The sequence below is a fragment of the Paenibacillus sp. D2_2 genome (assembly GCF_031199965.1).
Classification (GTDB): domain Bacteria; phylum Bacillota; class Bacilli; order Paenibacillales; family Paenibacillaceae; genus Fontibacillus.
This window is the reverse complement of record NZ_CP133605.1, coordinates 1,921,754-1,944,200: the sequence shown is the minus strand read 5'-3', so window position 1 is coordinate 1,944,200 and position 22,447 is coordinate 1,921,754. Positions and strand designations below refer to the sequence as shown.

16 protein-coding genes and 5 pseudogenes are annotated in these 22,447 nt (G+C 46.3%); all 21 read right to left on the bottom strand.

Annotated elements, in window-relative coordinates; all coding sequences use genetic code 11:
* Nucleotides 1-24: 24 nt before the first annotated feature.
* Nucleotides 25-105 (bottom strand): stage V sporulation protein SpoVM, encoded by an 81-nt coding sequence (spoVM, locus tag RE628_RS09635; protein WP_036621610.1) that lies wholly within the window; start codon nucleotides 103-105, stop codon nucleotides 25-27.
* A gap of 221 nt (nucleotides 106-326) precedes the next feature.
* The gene (gene rpe, locus RE628_RS09630) at nucleotides 327-992 is read right to left on the bottom strand and encodes a ribulose-phosphate 3-epimerase (protein ID WP_309158505.1); all 666 of its coding nucleotides are present in this window, start codon (nucleotides 990-992) and stop codon (nucleotides 327-329) included.
* 4 nt (nucleotides 993-996) lie between these two features.
* Nucleotides 997-1,899 (bottom strand): annotated as a pseudogene (gene rsgA, locus RE628_RS09625) (ribosome small subunit-dependent GTPase A).
* 61 nt (nucleotides 1,900-1,960) lie between these two features.
* Nucleotides 1,961-4,126, bottom strand: coding sequence for a Stk1 family PASTA domain-containing Ser/Thr kinase (gene pknB, locus RE628_RS09620; protein WP_309158504.1), 2,166 nt, complete (start codon nucleotides 4,124-4,126; stop codon nucleotides 1,961-1,963).
* Nucleotides 4,123-4,896 (bottom strand): annotated as a pseudogene (locus RE628_RS09615) (Stp1/IreP family PP2C-type Ser/Thr phosphatase). The gene pknB and the pseudogene RE628_RS09615 overlap by 4 nt, the downstream one beginning before the upstream one ends.
* A gap of 6 nt (nucleotides 4,897-4,902) precedes the next feature.
* A pseudogene (gene rlmN, locus RE628_RS09610) lies at nucleotides 4,903-5,948 on the bottom strand (23S rRNA (adenine(2503)-C(2))-methyltransferase RlmN).
* A 240-nt stretch (nucleotides 5,949-6,188) separates the two neighbouring features.
* Nucleotides 6,189-6,953, bottom strand: coding sequence for a hypothetical protein (locus RE628_RS09605; protein WP_309158503.1), 765 nt, complete (start codon nucleotides 6,951-6,953; stop codon nucleotides 6,189-6,191).
* A gap of 57 nt (nucleotides 6,954-7,010) precedes the next feature.
* Entirely contained in the window at nucleotides 7,011-8,804 is a 1,794-nt protein-coding gene (ltrA, locus tag RE628_RS09600; protein ID WP_309159423.1) for a group II intron reverse transcriptase/maturase, read from the bottom strand.
* A 713-nt stretch (nucleotides 8,805-9,517) separates the two neighbouring features.
* A complete protein-coding gene (locus RE628_RS09595) occupies nucleotides 9,518-10,309 on the bottom strand; it encodes a hypothetical protein (RefSeq protein WP_309158502.1) in 792 nt (263 codons plus the stop codon).
* 5 nt (nucleotides 10,310-10,314) lie between these two features.
* Nucleotides 10,315-10,986 carry a DUF5704 domain-containing protein gene (locus RE628_RS09590; RefSeq protein ID WP_309158501.1) on the bottom strand — a complete coding sequence of 224 codons (672 nt, stop codon included), beginning with the start codon at nucleotides 10,984-10,986 and terminating at the stop codon, nucleotides 10,315-10,317.
* A 119-nt stretch (nucleotides 10,987-11,105) separates the two neighbouring features.
* Entirely contained in the window at nucleotides 11,106-11,990 is an 885-nt protein-coding gene (locus RE628_RS09585; RefSeq protein ID WP_309158500.1) for an Ig-like domain-containing protein, read from the bottom strand.
* A gap of 14 nt (nucleotides 11,991-12,004) precedes the next feature.
* Entirely contained in the window at nucleotides 12,005-13,228 is a 1,224-nt protein-coding gene (locus RE628_RS09580) for an S-layer homology domain-containing protein (protein WP_309158499.1), read from the bottom strand.
* Nucleotides 13,229-13,444: 216 nt separating this feature from the next.
* A pseudogene (gene rsmB, locus RE628_RS09575) lies at nucleotides 13,445-14,837 on the bottom strand (16S rRNA (cytosine(967)-C(5))-methyltransferase RsmB).
* Between the two features lie 71 nt (nucleotides 14,838-14,908).
* Complete coding sequence (gene fmt / locus RE628_RS09570) at nucleotides 14,909-15,853, bottom strand: methionyl-tRNA formyltransferase (RefSeq protein WP_309158498.1); 945 nt, start codon at nucleotides 15,851-15,853, stop codon at nucleotides 14,909-14,911.
* A gap of 8 nt (nucleotides 15,854-15,861) precedes the next feature.
* A complete protein-coding gene (gene def, locus RE628_RS09565) occupies nucleotides 15,862-16,362 on the bottom strand; it encodes a peptide deformylase (RefSeq protein ID WP_309158497.1) in 501 nt (166 codons plus the stop codon).
* A 101-nt stretch (nucleotides 16,363-16,463) separates the two neighbouring features.
* Nucleotides 16,464-19,007 (bottom strand): primosomal protein N', encoded by a 2,544-nt coding sequence (priA, locus tag RE628_RS09560; RefSeq protein ID WP_309158496.1) that lies wholly within the window; start codon nucleotides 19,005-19,007, stop codon nucleotides 16,464-16,466.
* The gene (coaBC, locus tag RE628_RS09555; RefSeq protein ID WP_309158495.1) at nucleotides 19,004-20,224 is read right to left on the bottom strand and encodes a bifunctional phosphopantothenoylcysteine decarboxylase/phosphopantothenate--cysteine ligase CoaBC; all 1,221 of its coding nucleotides are present in this window, start codon (nucleotides 20,222-20,224) and stop codon (nucleotides 19,004-19,006) included. The genes priA and coaBC overlap by 4 nt, the downstream gene beginning before the upstream one ends.
* A 162-nt stretch (nucleotides 20,225-20,386) precedes the next feature.
* Entirely contained in the window at nucleotides 20,387-20,608 is a 222-nt protein-coding gene (rpoZ, locus tag RE628_RS09550) for a DNA-directed RNA polymerase subunit omega (RefSeq protein ID WP_309158494.1), read from the bottom strand.
* Between the two features lie 41 nt (nucleotides 20,609-20,649).
* Nucleotides 20,650-21,233: pseudogene (gmk, locus tag RE628_RS09545) on the bottom strand (guanylate kinase).
* Between the two features lie 13 nt (nucleotides 21,234-21,246).
* Complete coding sequence (remA, locus tag RE628_RS09540; RefSeq protein ID WP_005548256.1) at nucleotides 21,247-21,507, bottom strand: extracellular matrix/biofilm regulator RemA; 261 nt, start codon at nucleotides 21,505-21,507, stop codon at nucleotides 21,247-21,249.
* A gap of 41 nt (nucleotides 21,508-21,548) precedes the next feature.
* The gene (locus tag RE628_RS09535) at nucleotides 21,549-22,436 is read right to left on the bottom strand and encodes a YicC/YloC family endoribonuclease (protein ID WP_309158493.1); all 888 of its coding nucleotides are present in this window, start codon (nucleotides 22,434-22,436) and stop codon (nucleotides 21,549-21,551) included.
* Nucleotides 22,437-22,447: the final 11 nt, after the last annotated feature.

Below are 22,447 nucleotides of genomic sequence, written 5' to 3'. Positions count from 1 at the left end.
CATGATAGCGGCAGTTGTTGCTGCCTAGTTCTTGTGAAACGTATTCAACACCGCTTTGACGAAACCTCCCAAAAACTTAGGCAGCTTGAATGTGTAAAATTTCATCGTTCACCCTCCCCATCATTCTCATGCCCTCATCATAGTGTATGTTCCGCGCCCTCTCTCTGTGTATTTTCACCGACAAAAAAGGGCTGCATGAGAACCCGCTCATGTAACCCATTGTATGCGTCAGGTCGAATCACTATGCCAACCGGACAAAGTGAAACCTGCCAAATATGAAGATAATATAGCTTCGATCAGAAATATTACAAGAACTATCAGAAGTGCTATTCTTGTATACTGCTGCGAATCTCTTGAATAGCCGCACTGCGGTCGCTGCGGCCGAACACTGCATTACCCGCGACCAGTACATCTGCCCCTGCTTCTACAACAAGCGGCGCTGTAACGGCCGTGATTCCTCCATCAACCTCAATACGGAGATCCTTCAGCCCCAGTTCCTCCCTGAGTTCCTTCAGTTCCTTGATCTTACGAAGGGTCGACGGAATAAAAGCTTGGCCGCCAAAGCCTGGATTTACAGTCATCACGAGCACCAAATCCACATCCTCAAGTACTTCTCGAATCGAAGATACAGGTGTTGCCGGATTGATAGCTACACCCGCCTTAACACCATGCTCCTTAATCAAATGCAGGACGCGATGCAAATGTACGCAAGCTTCCTGGTGAACTGTTATCAGGTGAGCCCCTGCCTTTGCAAAATCCGGAATATATTGCTCAGGATTCTCGATCATCAGATGAACATCAAGCGGCAGCTTGGTTAGTGGAGCAATTGCTCTCATCACAAGCGCCCCGAATGTAATGTTAGGTACGAAATGTCCGTCCATGACATCGACGTGAAGCCAATCGGCTCCGCTGTGTTCTACCTCGACCACTTCTTGACCCAGCTTGGCAAAATCAGCCGACAATATCGACGGTGCAATATAGATGTCGTTCATGAAGTCAATACCTCCGTTTTTTGTCTTTCATTTCCTCATAAAACTGCACATAATGCTCGTAGCGTCCCGCTGCAATAGTCCCATCATCAACCGCCTGCCTCACTTTACAGTTAGGCTCATGCAGATGTGTACAGCCGCGGAATTTACAGCCCTCTGCGAGCTCGCGGAATTCGCGGAAGCAGGTAGAGAGCTGCTCCACTCCAAGCTCAAGGAAATCAAGCTGGCTAAATCCAGGAGTATCCGCCACATATCCGCCATTTTCAAGCTCAATCAGCTCTACATGACGGGTCGTATGTCTGCCCGGCCAAGCTTCATGCTTATTTCACTCGTCTCCAGCGACAATCCAGGGAACATCGCATTCAGCAGCGTTGATTTGCCTACCCCGGACTGACCGGAAAAGACGCTAATCTCTCCAGCGAGACGTGATTTCACGGCTTCCGTCCCTTTGCCGGTCAGAGAACTTGTAATGAATACTTCATATCCTATTTGCTCATAGAGACGCGCCACCTGCTCTGTGGTGCTAGCCGCATCCTCTTCTCCGCATCAAGCAGATCCTCTTTGGTCAAACAGATCAGCGCTTGCAGCCCCGCATGTTCAATATGTACCAAGAACTTGTCCAGAAGCTGCAAATTCAGATCAGGCTCTTTCAGTGAGAACAGCAGTACTGCAAGTCTGGCGTTAGCGATCGGCGGACGAATCAGCTCCGAAATGCGTGGTAAAATTTCATCTACCATCCCTTCACCGTTCTCCGTCGGACTATACATGACCCGATCTCCAACAAGAGGTGTTATGCCTTTTTCTTAAAAATGCCGCGTCCCCGGCACTGGACAATTTCGTCCAACACCGGGTCTGCAGGCTTCACATAGTAATATCCGCTTAGTGCTTTAACGATTAAGCCTTCAGGCATTCTTGCAGGCCTCGCTTTCATGTCTGTCTGTATAACGATTAAAGCTCATTTAAGCTTTACTTCAATTGTGGTGTTTGGATCCCTTCATATCAGCCTTTGCTAACCGTCCAGTTATCTTGGATTTGTTGACCATTCCTGTATCAGGAGGGTTCTGATCATTGTTCCCGCTATTATTGTCACCATTGTTGCCATTAGGATCATTATTTGATTCATCCGGTGTAGGATTCGTTACAGGCAATGATGGCTGCGGCACAGTCCCCTGCTTAGCATCAATATACGAGACCTTGTAGGTATCCGTTAATGCACCATCACGGTTCACATAGACATAACCGTCTTTGTTAGGCGCCAGAACAAGATCCACCGAGATATATTGCGGCTTGGTAATCGTCCTTGTACCCCAGTCTTGATTCTCGCCGCGAGCATCCCCATAGATAATATGGATTTTACTCTTCTGACCATCTGTGGACGGGACGACAGGAACCTCGAATGTATACTCGATCGCTTCGGAAGGGTAGCCGGAGCTGACGAATATCGTTACCTCCGAGCCCGGTGCTACATCTCCACCTGGCGCATATGGCCACTGCTCCATAACTTCACCTGATGGTTTATCATAGCTCGATTTCTGCTTAATTCCGTCCTTCGCCAGCTTCAGCCCTGCATCCTCAATCGCCTTCACAGCAGCAGCCTGAGTTAACCCTTCCAGCTTAGGCATCTTGATATTTGCTGGGCCTTTACTCACTTTCAAGATAATCTGATCGGTATCCGGATTAAATGTTGCATTGGCATCCGGGGTTTGCCCAATGACCTCACCAGTATCCTTATCGGAATTTTCCTCATCCTTGCGAATCCTGTCTTTCGACACTCCGAGCTGCTCTAGCTGTGCAACAGCTTCCTCATAGGTATAGGTTCCACCCATCAGCATCGGCATCTGCGGTAGCTCCTTCGCCGTACTTACCGTCAAATCAATCGACGAACCTTCCTTCACAGCGGTTCCCTCTGACTTGCTCTGTTCATAGACAATTCCCTCATCTACGCCCTCTTTATATACCTGAGCGACATTCCCAACCACAATGCCAACCTTGGAGAGCTCCTCAGTAGCTTGTTCAATGGACATATTAAGCACATTCGGTACCTTTACTTCTTCCACCGTGACGAGCTTGTTCACATACCAAGCAATACCAAGCATCGCAACGATCACAATCAGCGTAATACCGACCCATAATTTAGTCTTGTTGCCTGTTGGTTTCTTGTTCGATTTCTGCTTTTGTCTTTCATCAGATCCCTGATCATCGCGAGACAGCTTCGAACCTCCACTATTCTGCCTATTCTGAGGTTTGATAGCTGGAACTACACGGGTGCTATCCTCATCCTCGTCCTCGACAAAAGTAAGCTTGTTCTCGGTTCTACGCTCCGGTAGCAGACTAGTCTCCAGATCACGGAGCATTTCCTTAGCAGATTCATATCTCTCGCCGGGATTCTTGCGCATCGACTTCAATATAATATTCTCCACACTCTGCGGAATCATTGGATTCACCGAGCGTGGTTCGTCAAAATGCTCCTGTAAATGTTTCAGTGCCACACTGATCGGGCTCTCCCCAAGGAACGGAAGACGTCCAGTCAGCATCTGATAGAGTACAATACCGAGTGAATAAAGGTCCGATTTCTCGCCAGTTGTTACCCCTTTGGCATGTTCAGGTGAGAAATAATGAACGGAACCGATGACGGAGCCCGTCTGCGTAATCGTCGTTGAGGATACAGCACGTGCGATCCCGAAGTCAGTCACTTTTACCCAGCCGTTGCGACCGATTAATATATTATGAGGTTTAATATCACGATGAATAATATGATTCGTATGCGCATGATCCAAGGCATCAGCGATCTGCGAAGCGATACGAACTGCCTCATCTACCTGTAGTGGAGCACGCTCTTTGATAATTTCATTCAAGTTGCGACCTTCAATATATTCCATAACAATGTAATGCACATCGCCCTCTTGTCCAACATCATAGACGCTAACGATGTTCGGATGTGACAGTGAAGCAGCTGATTGTGCCTCACGACGGAAGCGGCGGATGAATTCCTCATCGTTCACAAATTGTTGACGCAAAACTTTAATAGCTACATTACGATTTAATAGAATATCCTGAGCACGATATACGAGGGCCATTCCTCCCCCGCCAATTCGTTCAATAATTTGGTAACGACCACCTAACTCGTGACCGATCATAAATTCCACCCCTTTGCGCTTGACACGGACTCATCATGATACTCCAATAACGCGACTGTAATATTATCGTCGCCCCTGCATCCAGGGCATATTGAAGTAATTGATGAGCACGCTGATCCAGTGGAAGCTGGTCAACTCCAAGCGTATGAATCATTTGATCCGGGGTTACATAATTGCTGAGACCGTCACTGCAGAGCAGCAGTATATCCCCTTCTTCTAACATCACCGAATACATGTCGGCAACAACCTGTTCATCGGTTCCGAGTGCCCGGGTTACGACATTCCGATGTGGATGCACGTTCGCTTCCTGCTCGCTAATCTGCTTATTCTTAACTAACTCATTAACGAGAGAATGATCTTCAGTAATTTGAGTCAGCACGCTATTTCGGAATTGGTAGACCCTGCTGTCCCCAATATGGCCGATGATGCCCTCACGTTCATTGAGAAGGACGGCAACAACCGTGGTCCCCATATTGTAGTACTCCACATGCTCTTTCGCTTCACGATACACGATTTCATTGGCATGCAGAATTGCCCGCTGCAGCTCATCTCCGAACTCTTGAGGAGACAAGTGTGAAGGCAATGCCTGTAAATCTTGCACAATTGTCTCGACGGTCAGGCGGCTGGCCGTATCCCCAGCCTGATGTCCGCCCATACCATCAGCTACAATCGCAAGCGTATACCCTTGTTCCAGGCCTGGCAACCCATGTGCTGTCCTCGTTTATAGAGCGAACTTTTCCTACATCACTTACATAAGCCGTTTTTATCAATCCTTATCACCTCGTACCAGACTCCATATGTTTGGCCCGCAGTTGTCCGCAAGCCGCTGCAATATCATGTCCTTGCTCCCGACGAATCGTTACGTTAATGCCCTTATCCGCCAATATGCGTTGAAACTGAAAAATATCGTTTCTTGAGGTTCTGACATATTTCCGCTCCGGAACATGGTTGACCGGGATCAGATTCACGTGGCAGAGCATATCTTTAAGTACCTCCGCCAACTCCTCAGCATGCTCCGCTTGATCGTTGACGCCGCCAATCAGCGCATACTCGAATGTTACTCTACGCCCGGTCTTAGCGATGTAATAACGCAGCGCCTCGATGACATCATCGAACGGGAAACGCTGGTTACAGGCATCAGCTTAGAGCGAAGCGCATCGTTCGGCGCATGAATCGAAATCGCCAGGTTGATCTGGGTATCCTCATCAGCAAATTTATATATATTAGGAACGATACCACTCGTTGATACAGTAATATGCCGTTGTCCAATGTTCAAGCCCTTCTCATGAATCATAATCCGTAAAAATTTCATCGTCGCTTCATAATTTTCGAATGGTTCACCTGTTCCCATGATGACAATGCTGCTTACTCGTTCGCCGCGTGTGTCAAGAATCTTCTGAGCCTGTACAACCTGAGCCACGATTTCCCCAGGATTGAGATTCCGCTTAAGTCCACCCAAAGTAGAGGCACAGAACGTACAACCCACTTTACAGCCGACTTGAGTGGTAACACAGACGCTATTTCCATAGTTATGCTTCATGATAACCGTCTCAATGGCGTGATCATCATGTAGCCCGAACAGGAACTTGACCGTACCGTCCTTGGATTCATACTTCGCAATTTCATTCAAGGTTACGAACGAGAACTGTTCGTCCATTTTTTGCCGAAGCGTCTTGGATAAATTCGTCATCTCATCAAAAGAGTTTACGCGCTTTACATAAAGCCAGTCAAATATCTGTGCGCCGCGGAAGGCTGACTCTCCTTGCTGTACTGCCCATTCCTGAAGTTCTTCCAAACTCAAATCATATATAAAAGGATTCATCTTCACACACCTATTCTTATAGTATCAAGTATATAACCATACTCATTCCACCTATTTTAGCATAAAATATAATAACACTAAAGAGGAAGCCCTTGACAGGGGTTTAGCGTAACAAAAAGATAGGACCGGGCTCCCCTGTTTTATTAGGCAAACCCGGTCTTAATTCCTTACTTATATCCACTCAATGTGTCACCATCGATCGAAAATCATCACGGCTAGATTGATCCGCTTGGTAGAATACTACATCTCCATCCAAAAGTGTATAGGCACGGCCATACGGTCCGTAATCTGACGCTTGAAGCCTTCCATCTGCTGCCATTGATTCATCAGTGGGGCGTGGATATATTGCAAATATGGCTTGTCCGTCTGCCCGTCACGCACCGTCTCAATGTTAAAATTCACAACAATATACCCATCTCTTAGAAAAATCGGAGATTTATCCGTTAACCCTTGATGAGTACGTCCATATTCAGCCACATTCGTCCCTGCTTTAACCGCAAACAATTCTGCAGGCAGGCTGTACTCCCCATACCATCGCTGAATCGAAGCATTGGCCCGTGCTACGTCCACGCCTTCAGGCAAGCCATTCTTGGGTCCAAGCAAAGTTCGGACATTTGCAGGAAGCTGCAACAGACTGAGACTGCCGACCATCGTTTTCTGCTTTGTCATCTTTTCTTTATAGTATTGAACGTATTGAGCACGCCCTATGTTAGCAACCTGTCCAAACGTATATTCATGATCATATTTATATAGCGCCGTATCTGTAAGTTCCTCGTCTGGTACATTTCGCAGCCGCTCATTCAAGACGACATAGCGCTCTACCTCATCCAGCGGCGAACCGATCTTCACGTAACTGCTGCTCCCTGTATGATAATACAAGTCCACCAAAGTCCGATTTCCATCCTGGGCACTAATAAAATAAAAGCTTGGCGTGATGCGAATCTGATCCTGTGTACCGAATAGGTATAGGTAAGGTTTTGACTGGAGTCGCCACCTTTTCCCCACCTCCGCACCGTGCATGCGACTTTCACCGCACACGGCGCTCCATCTTGCTATTATGTTTTAAACAACTATTTCCAAGTTACTCATTTTGCGGTATTGGTTAACTTTTTGCAACATAGGTTCTGTTAAACCAAGCATACGCTTGAGTCCAATAATCGTCTGTTCATTCGTAGCATGAATTAGTGTATGGACATCTCGATGAAGGATGCGTAAGTTATTATATTTGTCATCTCCACCGAGATACGTTGGTACATAATGATGACAGTGTACATCATTCGCAAATAGGAACATGCCTGTAATTTCACATTTCCCCATCACCATACTGTACCGACTAATCCGATTATCCAGAAATTCAGCGCTTCGTTGTGGATTGTCAGATTTCATCATTTTGATGATTTCTGTTTGTACATGCCCACTAAGCTTTTTGATAATGAGGCTCCGTCCCTCCACAGTGAATGGTGTCATCTCTTGACTGAAGTTCAGGTTTTTGGAGGTTCTTACATCCACTATTGGATACAGGTATATCCCATCAACATTAAATGTTCGATAACTTGTTGAATAGAATTTCCTATATGTAGGAGGTGGATTATTCGGATGCTCGTATTTACCAATCTGCTTTAAACGATTATAGGTGAACTTTTTCAGGTCATAGGCAAGTCGTGAGAACTCGATAAATACATGCGTTGCTTTCTTAAAGTAATTGTGAATCCCAAGAACAAAACTGTTGAAGCGGTGTGCATTACCAGCCGAAGGTGATTTTTTAATATCTTGAATGAGTTTTTTGTATTGCAGTTTTATTTGTTGTTTTTTCTTATCAATCACACCGGTATGCGCAACTGCCTTTTTCCCCTTTATCGTAGCCTTAATAGTAAATCCAAGAAACTCGGATTTCTTCTTTCGAAGATTTAAGATTTTCGATTTATCTGGGGAGATATCCAAGTTTAGACGATCTTTCAAGTATAGTCTTACGGCATGAAACCACTTTTGGGCTGTTTTCCAGTCACGACAGAGGATCTTGAAGTCATCAGCGTATCTAACGATGAATCCTTCTTTAAGCTTTGATTTCTTCAAAGCGTTGTATTTATTCCTCTTTGTATATGCATGATTGGGTTGGAAGTTCTCCCATTGCCCAGCTACCCATACATCCAGGTCGTGCAATGCAATATTGGAAAGCAAAGGGGATAGTATCCCACCTTGGGGGGTTCCCTTTTCAGGAATGCCTTCGCCTTCAACCTCAGCTTTCAGCATTCGACTGATGATGCGCAAGACTTTACGGTCATGTATCCCTAGATTCCATAGCTGCTTTAATAAGGTTGAGTGATTAATGTTGTCGAAGAATCCTTTTATATCAATGTCTACGATGTAATGGAGTCCTCCATTATTAATCAAAAATTGCACTCTGGCCAATGCGTTGTGGGTAGATCGTAGCGGTCTGAACCCATAACTATGTTTATAAAAATGTGCCTCGGCAATTGGTTCAAGCACTTGCTTAAAGCATTGTTGTATTAATCGGTCTAGGATGCATGGAATCCCCAATGGTCTCATTTTTCCATTGGCTTTAGGAATATAGACTCGTCTAACTTTCTTAGGATGATAATTTTCCAGTTTTGTTTTAATGAGATTTACAAGGTCGCTATCAGTTATTACTTTAAGGTTCTCAATTGTCTTGCCGTCTGTTCCTGCTGTCTTCGATCCCTTATTTGACTTAATTGTGCGGTAGGCAAGAAGAATAGTTTCCTTTGATGTGATTAATTCATACAGACGGTTAAATGCCCCTTTTTGCTTAGCACGTTCATGTAAATCAGTAAAGGTATCCGTTAAGTTGTAGTAATCCCAATAACGTAGAGCCTGTATTGTGGCAACCTCCTTGTAGAGATTGTCCCCACTTTCATACCCGACCGATACAGTTCACTTTTGGAAGTTGTTTATCATAATAGCAAGACTCAGGGCTGTTCCTCCACTCCCGTTACAGAAGCTTCATTGGTAGTGCCCTTACTCTCGCAAGGATAAATGCATTTCGGAATTAACCTTATAGCAACCGTCTTGGATAGCAGTCCATTGTTGCGACGTCCCTTGGTTTCCTTGTTCCTTCTATCTTAGCTATGCATATTGTCCTTAGGTGACTCCTTTGAACCTGCAAGTGTGATACCGCCATTGTTCGGTATAGCGTATTTCCTAACATGTAATCGTACTTTACGCCGCTTGCCCCAACATTCGTTGGTCAACATGTTTCCATGAGGTAGGCATTTAGATTCGTAAATTCGGAGTTTCGTCGGTTCCCATATGAACATTCTCACCATAGACAATTTTTTCAGCCGTCCGGCATATCGGTTGGCATACCTTCCTTAATAGGTGGCTGTAGCCTTCTTTCTGCCGACTTCACCTAGCTTCATACCTCTTATTTCTGCTGAACAGGAGGCATGTAGGAGTCTCAACGGAACAGTTTCGGAAAACTTGGATTCCTCATTCCTGTCCTCAGATAGAAAGTTAGACTTTTGAAAGTCCTTGCATTTCCTGATTTTACTCAGTTATAGCAAAACAAGTCGCACACATATTGCCCTTTGTCTTTAAATCAAACTTAAAATGATAGCCAGGTTTGAGTACCGCGTTTTTATATTGAGGATGACTTCCAGAGCGAATCGGGAGGGTGTATCTCTCTGTATTGCCCCGCGGCGCCCCATCGATTCCACCAGTCCGACCCAGTAAGATGCGCTTGTGGGCTCCGCACTTCCGATCTCCTTACGAAATACGCTCTCCCAGTTGTAGTCAGCAATATCTGTTACATGAAAATCGTACACACGGCCGATAACATCTACGGGAACAGTGCCATAGGCGATATGATGCGTTAGATTCAAGTTTGCATTCGTCTCATGAGTCGCACCGACAGGCGCGTTATGAGCAATCGTTCTGAACTCTACATCGTAGAAGCCTTCATCTACCCATACCGGTAAATAAAAGGTAAAGGATTCCTGTGACTTCTCCACCTCAATCCAAGTGTTCTTCGGATAAAAGATCGTCTTCGCCTCATTGTACACATCAAATGGAAAGCGAATTTGCTTACTTCCTATGTATTTTAAATAATTACGATTTCCATACCCTACATAATTGGTATGCTGTCCGCTATTCGGCATCTGTACGGTAAAGGGACGCTCCAGAATAATCGCCGAACGGCTTAATGCCGGATTCGTCTTCTGGTTATGAGCCTTATCGTCGGATACTCCCGGATAAATAACGACTGGTGTATGTACGGTAACCGGATTAATACCATCGATTGTAAAGTCCATCGTACCCGATCCGTTGACTTGTCCATAAAAAATGGTTCCTGAACTTGGTTCGTTAGGTTTATTCGTTTTACTCATTGGAATCATGTTATTAGGACTATAAAGGACATTGTCCCTGTCATAGGAGCGATTGGAATCGCTCTCGGTGTCGATCCATGATTGCTTGTGGTTGATCCATTCATCAAAGTCTGATTATTAAAAGTGAATGTATCATTGCTGACATTAACATATACGGCCGATTCTGCAGCAGCCTGTGGATCTGCATCGAAATTGACTGTAATGTCCTCAGGAACCGAAGATGCTTCATAACCGGCAGTCTGGGATGTTGAATAATACGGAGCGTTGTACCCGCTCGGCTGAATCCGAATGCCTCCACCATCAAAGGCATAGTTCCACAGTGCTGCTTCCTTAATTTGATAAACATCAACGTTCAGAATCGTCCAATAAGAATATTCTTTCTCTATGATGACCTGAACCGTAGTCCCTGATTCTTCCCCACTCTCTCCAGGATCTGGACCAGGGGCTGGGGCAGGGTCATTTGGAACTGGTGGCGGCATTACGGTAACATTAACATTAAACGTACATTTACCTTTCATTTCCTGATACTGATATTTACTTAGGTAATCTTTCGACCACACATTTCCGTATAAACTCTCTGTTGTCGGTATTCCATCAAGAACATTAAACCGCTCATTTCCGCGACTATCTGCTTTAATTACCGCACTGACATTAGGTGTGAAATCTTGCCCAGACATAGTTTGTCCTAGATCAGGTGACGAGCAATCAACACTTCCTCCGTCACCACCATCACCACCACCACCACCGCACTCAGGAGCAGTCGGGTCTAATAAACAACCGTTTTCCGTGTTTTCACCTACTGTAATAAGAGCTGTTGTCTTAAGCTCATAAGGGAATTTTTTCCATGCCGCGCTAATCGTTGTCTTTCCCTCTTTTTTGCAGTAACTTTACCGTTAGCATCAATGGTTGCCACACTTGGATCACTAGACTGCCACTCAGTTGCCGTGGTCACGGTTGTCCATTTATCATTCCAATCGGACATACTATATTCTAAGGTTCTTACCTGAGCGATCATATCCTTCGTATCATTAATATTTAAGGCTGCAGATTCTAGTACACGAATTTGCTTCTTTTCCACGATAGTTCCCTGAAATGTTACATCCATGGGAATCCAATAATGGGCATTAAACTTAGGGTCTCCATTTGGTTGAGTCGAATATTGTGGTTTACTGTTATATTCTTGTAAGTTTCCTGTTATAACCTTAATATTTGCGGTAATTTCTCCAACTTTGAAGTCAGGCTTTGCATCAACTTTCGAGTACGAGTCGGCTCGTATCCAATTCATATCTGCTATACCAAGATTTCGGATATATTCTCTCTTATATTTGTTATCTGCAGTGTCTCGCATTGAATCAGGTACATATACGGTCATATCTATTTTTTCTGCAGTTTCTTTCGATTTTGGTAATGCGTCCCATCCCTTACCGACATTAGGTGTTTCTACAACGCCATCAGCGAAAGTTGCAGTCCAGATCTGTTTATCTGTTTGAGTCCAAACCACTTTAGGAGTAGCATCAGTCCTACCTGATACATTCACTTCCAAGGTTTGCATATATGAAGGAGCACTTATTTTATATCCAGAGGTAGGATAACCTTCATTAAAAGCAGCATTGGAAAAAATCGGGATTTCATTTAATAGGAGTATGAGTGTAACAAAGCTACAAATCCACTTTTTTATCATAATGAATACTCCATTTAATTTTTAGTCTTGATACTAAGAAATGAATTATCATCCGTTACTAGTTGGTCTCCAATATTATTGGAATCCAAATATCTTTGAACCCAAACTGTGATTCCCCCATCCTGATCTTTTTGATCTATAAAGAACTGTTTTGTGTCCGTATTAGGTAAAGTAAGGTAGCCGTACTTCCCCGCTATATTTCCATTATTTATTCTACTTCCGTGTACAACTCCAGCACGTACACCACCCATATAATGATCAAGATCAAATTCCTTAGATTTAGGGTAAATTGTTATTTGAATATACGCTCTGTATATTCCTTTCTCATCAAGACGACTATTATAACTCTTATCATCAATAAATAACGGAGCATAAATACTCTCAATATTTTTGAAATTCTCAGAATCCACTACAATATAATTATGCAGTTTCAAGCTTCCAGCATTATTACGAAACGTATAGCTCTTTTCTACTACATTATTAAAAGACGACGGTTTAGTAGTAAACGGACTGATCGTTTCCATATTCGTACGCTCTGTTCCAACTTGGCGTAGCTCCGTTAACCCCAGGAATTCATCTGCTTTCTTGCCGCTAACAGATTCATATCTTAATAGAATCGTAGAAGCTTCTGCACGGGTTGCATTGCTGTTAAGCCCAAATGTCCCATCCGGATAACCCCCAAGCAGCTTCGTGCCCATAGCCACCGCTACATAAGGAGCTTTTGATTCAGGAATGCCTGGTGTAAAGTACTCTTTAACTGGAATAACTGTCGTCTTTGTATCTTCCAGCGCTTGCTTATAATCCTCATCAACAGCAGCCAGACCGGAGGTCATCCATTTGGCAATCTCAAATCGAGTCACCGGTGTATTCGGTTTAAATCCATTTGGATAATCTTTAGGATCGATAAATCCTAATGATACCGCGCGGTTTACCTCAGCTTCGCTCCAATGCCCAGATAGATCAGCAAAGACATGGTCAGGATTCTCCACACCATCAACCTTGGAAAGCCGTGCTAATGTTGCAGCAAATTCGGCGCGAGTCAGAGTAGCGTTCGGTTTAAATGTACCATCAGCATATCCTTTGAAATATCCTTTGCTGGCTGCAGATTCGATCGCACTTTTTGCCCAATGATCTGCTTTAACATCCTTGAAGCCATCAGCCGCGTTCACCGACACAGGCATACTTACTGCTCCTAAACCAATTGCTCCACTCAACAGAAGGGGTAACCATTTCTTCATTAAAATCAACTCTCCTAATCTCTTATAGATGAATTCACAAACTCATATGAATTACTACCCAAGCCTAATAAGCCCAATTAGGGCCTATTTATGTACAAAAAACACACTCCTATTATCGTTCTTAACAATAAGTAGAAGTGTGCTTCACTGATTCCAGTATATAACAATTGTGGGTATTTCGTAAAGGATTAAGTATTAACTAACATTTGAATCCCTTTATTTTACAGGCGAAGTTTTCACGAGACGCGCGATGTAAAATCCGTCAGAATGATAGTCCTGCGGTAGGATCTGCAGTCCTGTCTTCTCTCTGGTATTCGCTTCCTGTAAGGCTTGCCAGTCCTCCGGCATATCCTCCGCAAGTGAAAATTCCGGATGACGCTGTAGAAAAGCTTCCACCATGCCCGCATTTTCACTCCGTTCAATCGTACAGGTGCTGTAAACCAGAATTCCGCCCGGCTTCAGCAGTCTACACACGGCGTCCAATACAGTATGCTGAATCGCGTTAATCTCCGTAATATCGCCGGGTGTTTTGTCCATTTCATATCTGGCTTCCGGCGAATTACACCTAGCCCTGAACATGGAGCATCTAGTAAAATACGGTCGAATGACTCTGCTGCAAAGCGCTCGGATAGCTTGGCTGCATCGTTCGTCATCGTCTCGATGTTGGTAAGCCCAAGCCGCTCTGCCTGATCGGCGATCAACTGCGCCTTATGCGTATGGATGTCATTGGCGATTACTTGACCGCGACCTTCCATCCGTTCAGCGATATGACATGTCTTACCTCCGGGAGCGGCGCAGCAATCAAGCACCTTCATACCTGGCATTGCCTGAACAGCCGCGCCAACGAGCATCGAGCTCTCATCCTGGATTGATATAAGCCCATCCTTATACCATTTAGTCAGTGCCATGTTACCGCCGCTTAATACTAAAATACCATCCGGTGATATAGGCGACGGAGCAACCTCCATCCCCTGTTCCTTCATAATAGCGATCATCTCTTCTCGGCTCGTCCGCGAACGATTCACACGAACGCTGACGGAAGGAGGTTCATTATTGGCGATACAAATCGCTTCCGCAACAGCTTCCCCGTACTGCTCAATCCAACGTGAGACGAGCCATTCCGGATGGGAGTGAGCAAGTGAGATCCGTGCCGCCGAAGGGAGATCACTAGGCAGGGACAACTCTTCTTTGCGACGTAACACATTACGCAGCACCCCATTCACCATACCGGAGATCCCTTGATGGCCGCGCCGTTTTGCGATATTTACAGCCTCGTTCACCGCAGCATGGGCGGTATACGATCCAAATAATACAATTGATAGAAACTCAGCCGTAATAGATTTCTGACCCATGGCTGCAGCTTGGCCACCCCTTTGCTAACAAAGGACTCCAAAAAATAATCAATCGTATTTAGGTGCGATATCGTACCGTACACAAGCTCTGTAGCGAGACCTGCATCCGGACCATTTAGTCCGGATTTCTGCAATGCTCCATTTAGCAGCAAGTTGCTGTATGCCCCTTCCTGCTCAACAGAGGTCAGCACATCCAGAGCGGTATCCCGTGCAGTAGGTTGCGCCTTCTTGTTTCTATTGCCAGCATTCGAGCCCATGCCAGCTCCAGCGTGATTCCCCTGTCTTCTCTTGTTGCCGCCCGCCTTGCCGGAATGGCCTTTCATGTCGCTCATGACAATACCATACCTTTCTTCATAACACCGCCGCGAATAAATTCAGCAGCCTCCATTGCTTTCTTCCCAGCAGGCTGAACACGGGTCAGCCAGACCGAACCATCGCCAGTCTTCACTTCGATTCCCTGCTCGGACAGTTCAAGCACAGTCCCGGGAACTGTCTCGGAAGCCGATGCTGATCCTGTTCCTGTCGGCTTGGCTACCGACCATATTTTGAATACTTCATCATTCCATGTCGCAAAAGCACCCGAAAATGGTACTAAGCCTCTAACTCGATTGAAAATATCGCGTGAAGATGCCGTCCAATCGATCCGCTCATCCTCGCGCGACAAGTTAGAAGCATACGAAGCCTCTTCATTGTTCTGCGGGATCCGCTTGGCGGTACCGTTCAAAATAAGCGGCAACTGCTCCATCAGCAGCTTCGCCCCAGCAAGACTTAATTTCTCGAACATCGTGCCCGAGTTATCCTCATCCTCGATCGGAACGACAACCTTCTCGATCATATCGCCCGTATCCAGACCCTCTGCCATATACATCAGCGTAACTCCGGTCTCCTTCTCACCGTTGATGATCGAGCGTTGGATCGGCGCCCCTCCACGGTAAGCGGGCAAGAGTGATCCATGCACATTCAGACAGCCATACTTGGGCAACTCCAACACAGCCTTAGGCAGAATCTGTCCGTAGGCTGCCGTAACAATAAGATCAGGACGCAGTGCAGCCAGTTCTTCAACAGCTTCCGGTGCGCGCATTTTCTGCGGTTGAAGCACAGGAAGCCCGTGGCGCAAAGCCGCTTCTTTTACCGGAGTCGGAGTCAATACCTTCTTCCGCCCCTGTGGGCGATCCGGCTGAGTCACGACACCAACTACGTTATAGCCTTCTGCAATCAGAGACTCCAGAGACGGAACCGCAAAAGCAGGTGTCCCCATAAATACGATATTCATCCTATCCTTCACACCTTTTCTTCACCCTCAGGGGTAATTTCAGTAATTTCAGTAATTTCATATACTCTCTCCGCAACATCCGTATATAGAACACCGTTCAGATGGTCAATTTCATGCTGGAAAGCTCTCGCGAGCAAATCAGATCCTGTATAAGTTACTTCATTACCATTACGGTCGAGGCCTTTTACCGTTACTGTTTGTGCCCGGCGCACATCCCCACGTAAACCCTGGATGCTCAAGCAGCCCTCAGGTCCAAACTGCTCTCCTTCTTTGCTGACAATCTCGGGATTAATCAATTCAATCAACCCATGCTCATCGCCTACATCCACGACAATGACTCGCTTCAGAATGCCAACCTGCGGTGCCGCAAGCCCAACGCCCTCGGCATCATACATTGTCTCCGCCATATCGGTCAGTAATTTCTGTACGTTCGGAGTAATTTTCTTAACTTCTTTAGCTAACTGATGTAGCACTTCGTCCGGTTCTTGGACAATAATCCGCAATGCCATATAAACACACCATCCTTTTATAAGTCGTTAAAAAGTCCTCTTTGATTAATAGAATTATCGCGAATACTTAATTGCAAAAATTCAACTAAATAAATGTCCAGTTACATCAACATCTGCGGGTCCACATCAATACTGATCTGAAATGATGAGTCGCGCATATCATTCAGCATGGTCTCAGCTACACTGCGTACCAGTTCTGCCGCATCCAGTGAACCGCGGTACTTTACCATGCATTGGAATCTGTAGCGGTTCTTGATCCGCGGGATTGGTGAGGCGACAGGACCGAGAATATCCAAGACGTCTCTCGTAAAACGATCCATATTGCCGAACCATCCCAACTGCTGGGCCTTGCCGCGCAAGTTCGCTGTGAAGTTCTCGGCCATCCGTAGTAATAACGGTAGCTTCTCATGGGACAGCGTTACAAGAATCAAGCGGCTATATGGCGGATAATGAAGAGCTTTACGGTGCAGCAGCTCCTCGCGTACAAACGAGTTATAATCATGTGAGCTGGCGTGTACGATCGAATAGTGATCTGGTATATACGTCTGGATCACAACCTCGCCCGGGAGCTGGTGACGTCCCGCCCTGCCGGCCACCTGCGTCAGCAACTGAAAAGTCTTCTCCGCAGACCGGAAATCCGGGAAATTAAGCGCAGTATCCGCAGCAATAACGCCCACTAACGTAACATCCGGAAAGTCCAGTCCCTTGGCTACCATCTGCGTTCCCAACAGCACATCGCCTTTCTTCTCTCGGAAAGCCTGTAGCAACTTCTCGTGTGAGCCCTTTTCAGTCGTCGTATCTACGTCCATACGAATAACCCGAATCCCAGGAAACAGCTTGGACAGTTCAGTCTCAACTCGCTGGGTACCAGTTCCAAAATATCGGATATGCTCACTCCCGCACTCCGGACATACCGAAGGTGCAGGGATGGCATAGCCGCAATAATGACAACGTAAATTGTTCGACTTCTGATGATAGGTCAGTGATATATCACAATCCGGACAGCCGGCCACATATCCGCAAGTACGGCACATGACAAATGTCGAGAATCCGCGGCGGTTCAGGAACAACACACTTTGTTCACCGCGTTCAAGTCTAGCCTCTAATCCAGCATGAAGCTGTCGGCTGAACATGGAGCGGTTCCCTTCTCGCAATTCTTCCCGCATATCCACAATCTGTATACCTGGCAGCTTGCTGCCTGAAGCACGTGCATTCATTTCCAGCAGCATAGGCGTATAGTGCTCATTATCGAGTGATCTGGCTGCGTGGTAGCTCTCCAGTGACGGTGTAGCCGAACCAAGGATAACAGCAGCATGATGATGCTTGGCTCGCCGGATTGCCACGTCCCGAGCATGATATTTAGGAGTCTCTTCCTGCTTATAGGAGGTCTCATGCTCCTCATCCATAACTATTAATCCGAGATCGGAAAAAGGGGCGAAGACTGCGGATCGGGCACCGATTGCAACCTGCACACGTCCCTCTCTAATTTTCCGCCACTCATCATAGCGCTCGCCGGTTGACAGGCGGCTGTGCATAACAGCAACCTTATTACCGAATCGTCCCTTAAAACGCTCTACCATCTGCGGAGTCAATGAGATTTCCGGCACGAGTACAATGGCCTGTCGGCCATATGATATGCAGCGTTCAATCGTCTGCATATAAACCTCAGTCTTACCGCTTCCGGTTATCCCATGCAACAAAAAAGCGCCATAGGATCTATTATCCAGCACTTCGCTTACTTTTCTGTAGACAGACTCTTGCTCCGGCGTACGCGGCAACGGTTCTGTCCGTTTGAAGTGCCTATCCTGATACGGATCACGGAATACCTCAGCGTCCTCTATAACCGCGAAGCCTTTCTCTGCAAGCTTCTTGACCGTTCCAGCCGTAACGCCTAGCGTCGTTAGCAGTTCCTGGAGAGATATGGTAATCCCTACCTCAAGCAAAAACTGCAGAACCTCCTTCTGCCTGCGCGCTTGAGCGCTGAAGGAGGCGAGTACAGCTTCCGCCTGCTCCCCGCTTACCGTTGCTGTTACCGTCTTGACGGTCTTTTTACGGACTTTATCCTTGATCATTTGAGTCTCTGTCAGTACACCGGCCCGCAATAAGCCTTTGATCGTCTCCCCTTGACCAGGAAACTGAGCATTCAGATGAGTCATCGTCATCAGAACCGATCCATTCGCTCTAATGTAAGCGACGATCTGCTCTTCCTCACCAGTCAGCAGTGGCGGTGCCGCATATAAAGCTTCGTCCTCATGATCAGCATCCGTATGATCTAAATCTTCATGGAGTTGAATGTATCTCTCCGCTTTACCTTTAAGGGCTGTAGGAATCATAGCCTGAAGCGCAGAGATCATACTACAAGCATACCTATGGCTCATCCACTCGGCCAGCTTGACTAGATCAAGTGGGAGTGGTGGCATTAGATCTAGCAGTTCCTGAATCGGCTTCATACGCGCGAAATTCAACTCGGAATCAGGCCGGAGATCAATAACGAAGCCCTGTACCGTCCGGTGTCCGAATGGAACGCCAACTCGGCTACCGATTTCGATCCAATCCTTCATCGTATCTGGAATAATATAATCGAAGGGACGATCCGTACCACGGCTCGGAACGTCAACAATTACTCTGGCGATTTTGCAATTCATTTGCTGGCTCCCGCCAGTCGTTCCGCAGCCAGTTCCATAATTCGGAGCCCAGCTTCCTCTTTTGTCATCATAGGCAAAGATTCCACCAGACCTTGCGCATCATAGATATTCACGATATTCGTATCGATTCCAAAGCCCGCCCCTGCTTGAGTTACATCATTAGCTATCAGCAAATCACAGTTTTTACGTTGCAGCTTATCCATGGCGTACTGCTCCAGATTGTCGGTCTCGGCTGCAAATCCGATCAGGAACTGTGACGTCTTCTGCTGACCCATTGTCTGCAAAATATCAATATTTTTAATGAGTTCCAATTGCAAATCGTCACCCGATTTTTTTATTTTATGCTGCGCTGGATTCTTCGGCCTATAATCTGCTACGGCAGCCGCCTTCACTAAAATATCCGTGTCCTGCCACACAGCAGCAACAGCTTCATACATCTCCATAGCTGACTCTACATGTACGGTATTGATATTAACTGGAGGAGCTACCTGTGTGCGGGCAACGATAAGAGTAACATTAGCACCAAGCTCCTGAGCAGCCTTAGCTACGGCAAATCCCATCTTACCTGAGGAGTCATTCGTAATATATCGAACCGGATCAATGCGCTCGATCGTTCCCCCTGCGGTTACGACAACCTGCTTGCCGGCAAGTGGAAGTTCAGCCCGTGTAGCCTGACGCGAAAAGAATTGATTCACCGCATCTACAATCGCTTCAGGCTCCTCCATTCTCCCTTTGCCGGTATATCCACAGGCCAGCAAGCCGACACCCGGCTCAATCATATGAACCCCGCGTGATTGCAGCTCTGCCATATTTCTAGCGACAGCTGGATGGGTGTACATATGTACATTCATTGCTGGGGCCAGCATAATCGGTGCTGTAACAGCAAGTAGAGTCGTCGATAACATATCGTCTCCGATACCCGCAGCCATTTTACCGATCATATTGGCCGTAGCCGGGGCGACAAGAACTAGATCTGCCCAATCAGCCAGTTCTATATGTGCAATTGCCTCCGGCTTCTTCTCATCAAAGGTGTCGGTATATACCACATTCTTGGACAAGGCTTGCAATGTCAGCTCGCTAATGAATTTCGTTGCCGATTCGGTCATGATGACGCGAACCTCCGCCCCCTCCTTCACAAGCTTGCTGCATAGCGAAGCTGCTTTAAACGCAGCGATCCCCCCTGTAACGCCAAGCAATATTTTTTTGCCGATTAACATCGTCCAATCCCCCGCTTTCACATTATCACGAAGTCAATTCCCTGCCTTTACAACAGATCCGTGAAATCAGCCTTTACCAAAACGAGCAGAAAAAAATAACAACCTCGCGGTTGTATCTAAAGAGGTTGTTCAAAGTCAACATGACCACGAGGTCGATCTATTCTATTTCTCGATTGTTTCCGGTTGTACAACTTCCGGTTTAAGCTTGACGTAACCGCCGTAAATTTCCTCTAAAGCCAAACCGACTTGTTTATGGGATCTTGGATGCTCCAGATCACTCTTGGAGCCCTCTCTGAGCTGTCTAGCTCTACGAGAAGCAGCTACAACTAGGGAATACTTACTACCAACGATGCCTAGCATCTTATCTATGGATGGATATAGCATGAAACAACACACCTCTTCTATTTAGAGTCATTTACCAAAAGTTAAACATTGGCAGTTTTTCTTATTTTGCAATGCTCCGCCGCAATGATGGCCTCAATTCTTCTGCAGGCATGATCAATCTCATCATTGACTACGGCGTAATCATATTGTTCAAGCAGTCCAATCTCATCAGCCGCAACCGACATCCGATGGTCGATCGTCGCCTGAGTCTCTGTACCCGTCCCTGAATGCGGTCCTTCAATTCATCCAAGGAAGGAGGAAGAAGAAATACGAACACGCCCTGTGGGAACTTTTCCTTCACCTTAAGCGCACCCTGCACCTCGATTTCAAGAATGATATCACGGCCGCTCTCGAGCGTCTCCTCGACGAAATCACGTGGAGTACCGTAATAATTTCCTACATATTCTGCATATTCAAGCAACTGATCCTTCTCGATCATCTCTATAAATTGCTCACGAGACTTAAAAAAATAATTAACCCCGTTCTCTTCACCCAGGCGCGGTTGCCGTGTCGTCGCAGATACGGAATAAATAAGTTCAGGCATACGTGCCCGCAACTCATTGCAGACCGTCCCTTTGCCTACACCGGACGGCCCTGATAATACGATTAATAACCCTTTAGCCATAGTTCTCTCCATTTTACTCGTCGTTGTCATCATCTTTGGTGGATAAGCGATGAGCAACCGTCTCCGGCTGCACTGCTGACAATATGACATGATCGCTGTCGGTAATAATTACCGCACGCGTGCGACGTCCATAGGTCGCATCGATCAGCATGTGGCGGTCTCTTGCCTCCTGAATAATCCGCTTGATCGGCGCAGATTCAGGACTCACGATTGAAATGATTCGGTTGGCTGATACGATGTTACCAAAGCCAATGTTAATAAGTTTAATTGCCATATCCAGGTTTTTCCCCCTAATTTACTTGACTCTTAGTCTCGCTATTCGAGATTGGCCGCTTGTTCACGAATTTTCTCTAGTTCTGCTTTCATCTCGACTACATGGTTGACCAGAGCCAGGTGATTAGCCTTTGAACCAATCGTATTCGTCTCCCGGTTCATTTCCTGTATCAAAAAATCCAGCTTCCGTCCAACCGGCCTTTCCGATTGCAATAATCCGCGGCACTGCTCGAAGTGACTCTTCAGTCTAATTAGTTCTTCGTCGATATTGGAACGATCCGCAAATACGGCGACCTCCATCGCGAATCTCTGTTCATCAAAAGCCCCCTCCAACAGTTCGGCGAGTCGCCCTTTGAGCCGATTACGGTAGTCCATTACTACTTCTGGCGCCAACCTGACGATGTCCGCGTGGATCTCCTGCAACCTGGATAGACGCTGTTCCAAATCAAAGACCAAGTGAAGCCCTTCTTGCTCACGCATAGCGATAAGCCCTTCCAGTGCTTCTTCAAGGCCTTCGATTAGAACCGTCTCCCACTGTTCGTCCGTCACAGTTCCGTCCATTAATGGATCCGGAGTAATAACGGCATCCGGCAGTGTGAGCAAATCCTTGGCGGTAAGCGAAGAGTCAAGACCATAATGCTGCCTTAGCTCTTCATTCGCCCGTATATAAGCCTCAACAACCGGACGGTTCAGTACAAAAGGCAAGGAACTGTCATCATCCCGTTCCTTGCTTATGAACACGTCAATTCTGCCGCGTTTCACATGCTCCTGTACTATCCGCCGCAGCTTATCCTCGTAGCAAGTCCACTCTCGGGGCATCCGAAGTACAACCTCAGAATACCGATGATTGACAGATTTTATTTCAAATTGAAGGTTATAACCGCCATAATGTCTGACGGAACCACCGTACCCAGTCATACTGTGAGACATGAACATCACAT

Bases quoted from the DNA above. Each gene is read 5' to 3' on its own strand.
- spoVM (WP_036621610.1), bottom strand. From the start codon at position 105: ATGAAATTTTACACATTCAAGCTGCCTAAGTTTTTGGGAGGTTTCGTC.
- rpe (WP_309158505.1), bottom strand. From the start codon at position 992: ATGAACGACATCTATATTGCACCGTCGATATTGTCGGCTGATTTTGCC.
- pknB (WP_309158504.1), bottom strand. From the start codon at position 4,126: ATGATCGGTCACGAGTTAGGTGGTCGTTACCAAATTATTGAACGAATT.
- RE628_RS09595 (WP_309158502.1), bottom strand. From the start codon at position 10,309: ATGAGTAAAACGAATAAACCTAACGAACCAAGTTCAGGAACCATTTTT.
- RE628_RS09590 (WP_309158501.1), bottom strand. From the start codon at position 10,986: ATGTCTGGGCAAGATTTCACACCTAATGTCAGTGCGGTAATTAAAGCA.
- RE628_RS09585 (WP_309158500.1), bottom strand. From the start codon at position 11,990: ATGATAAAAAAGTGGATTTGTAGCTTTGTTACACTCATACTCCTATTA.
- RE628_RS09580 (WP_309158499.1), bottom strand. From the start codon at position 13,228: ATGAAGAAATGGTTACCCCTTCTGTTGAGTGGAGCAATTGGTTTAGGA.
- fmt (WP_309158498.1), bottom strand. From the start codon at position 15,853: ATGAATATCGTATTTATGGGGACACCTGCTTTTGCGGTTCCGTCTCTG.
- def (WP_309158497.1), bottom strand. From the start codon at position 16,362: ATGGCATTGCGGATTATTGTCCAAGAACCGGACGAAGTGCTACATCAG.
- priA (WP_309158496.1), bottom strand. From the start codon at position 19,007: ATGAATTGCAAAATCGCCAGAGTAATTGTTGACGTTCCGAGCCGTGGT.
- coaBC (WP_309158495.1), bottom strand. From the start codon at position 20,224: ATGTTAATCGGCAAAAAAATATTGCTTGGCGTTACAGGGGGGATCGCT.
- rpoZ (WP_309158494.1), bottom strand. From the start codon at position 20,608: ATGCTATATCCATCCATAGATAAGATGCTAGGCATCGTTGGTAGTAAG.
- remA (WP_005548256.1), bottom strand. From the start codon at position 21,507: ATGGCAATTAAACTTATTAACATTGGCTTTGGTAACATCGTATCAGCC.
- RE628_RS09535 (WP_309158493.1), bottom strand. From the start codon at position 22,436: ATGTCTCACAGTATGACTGGGTACGGTGGTTCCGTCAGACATTATGGC.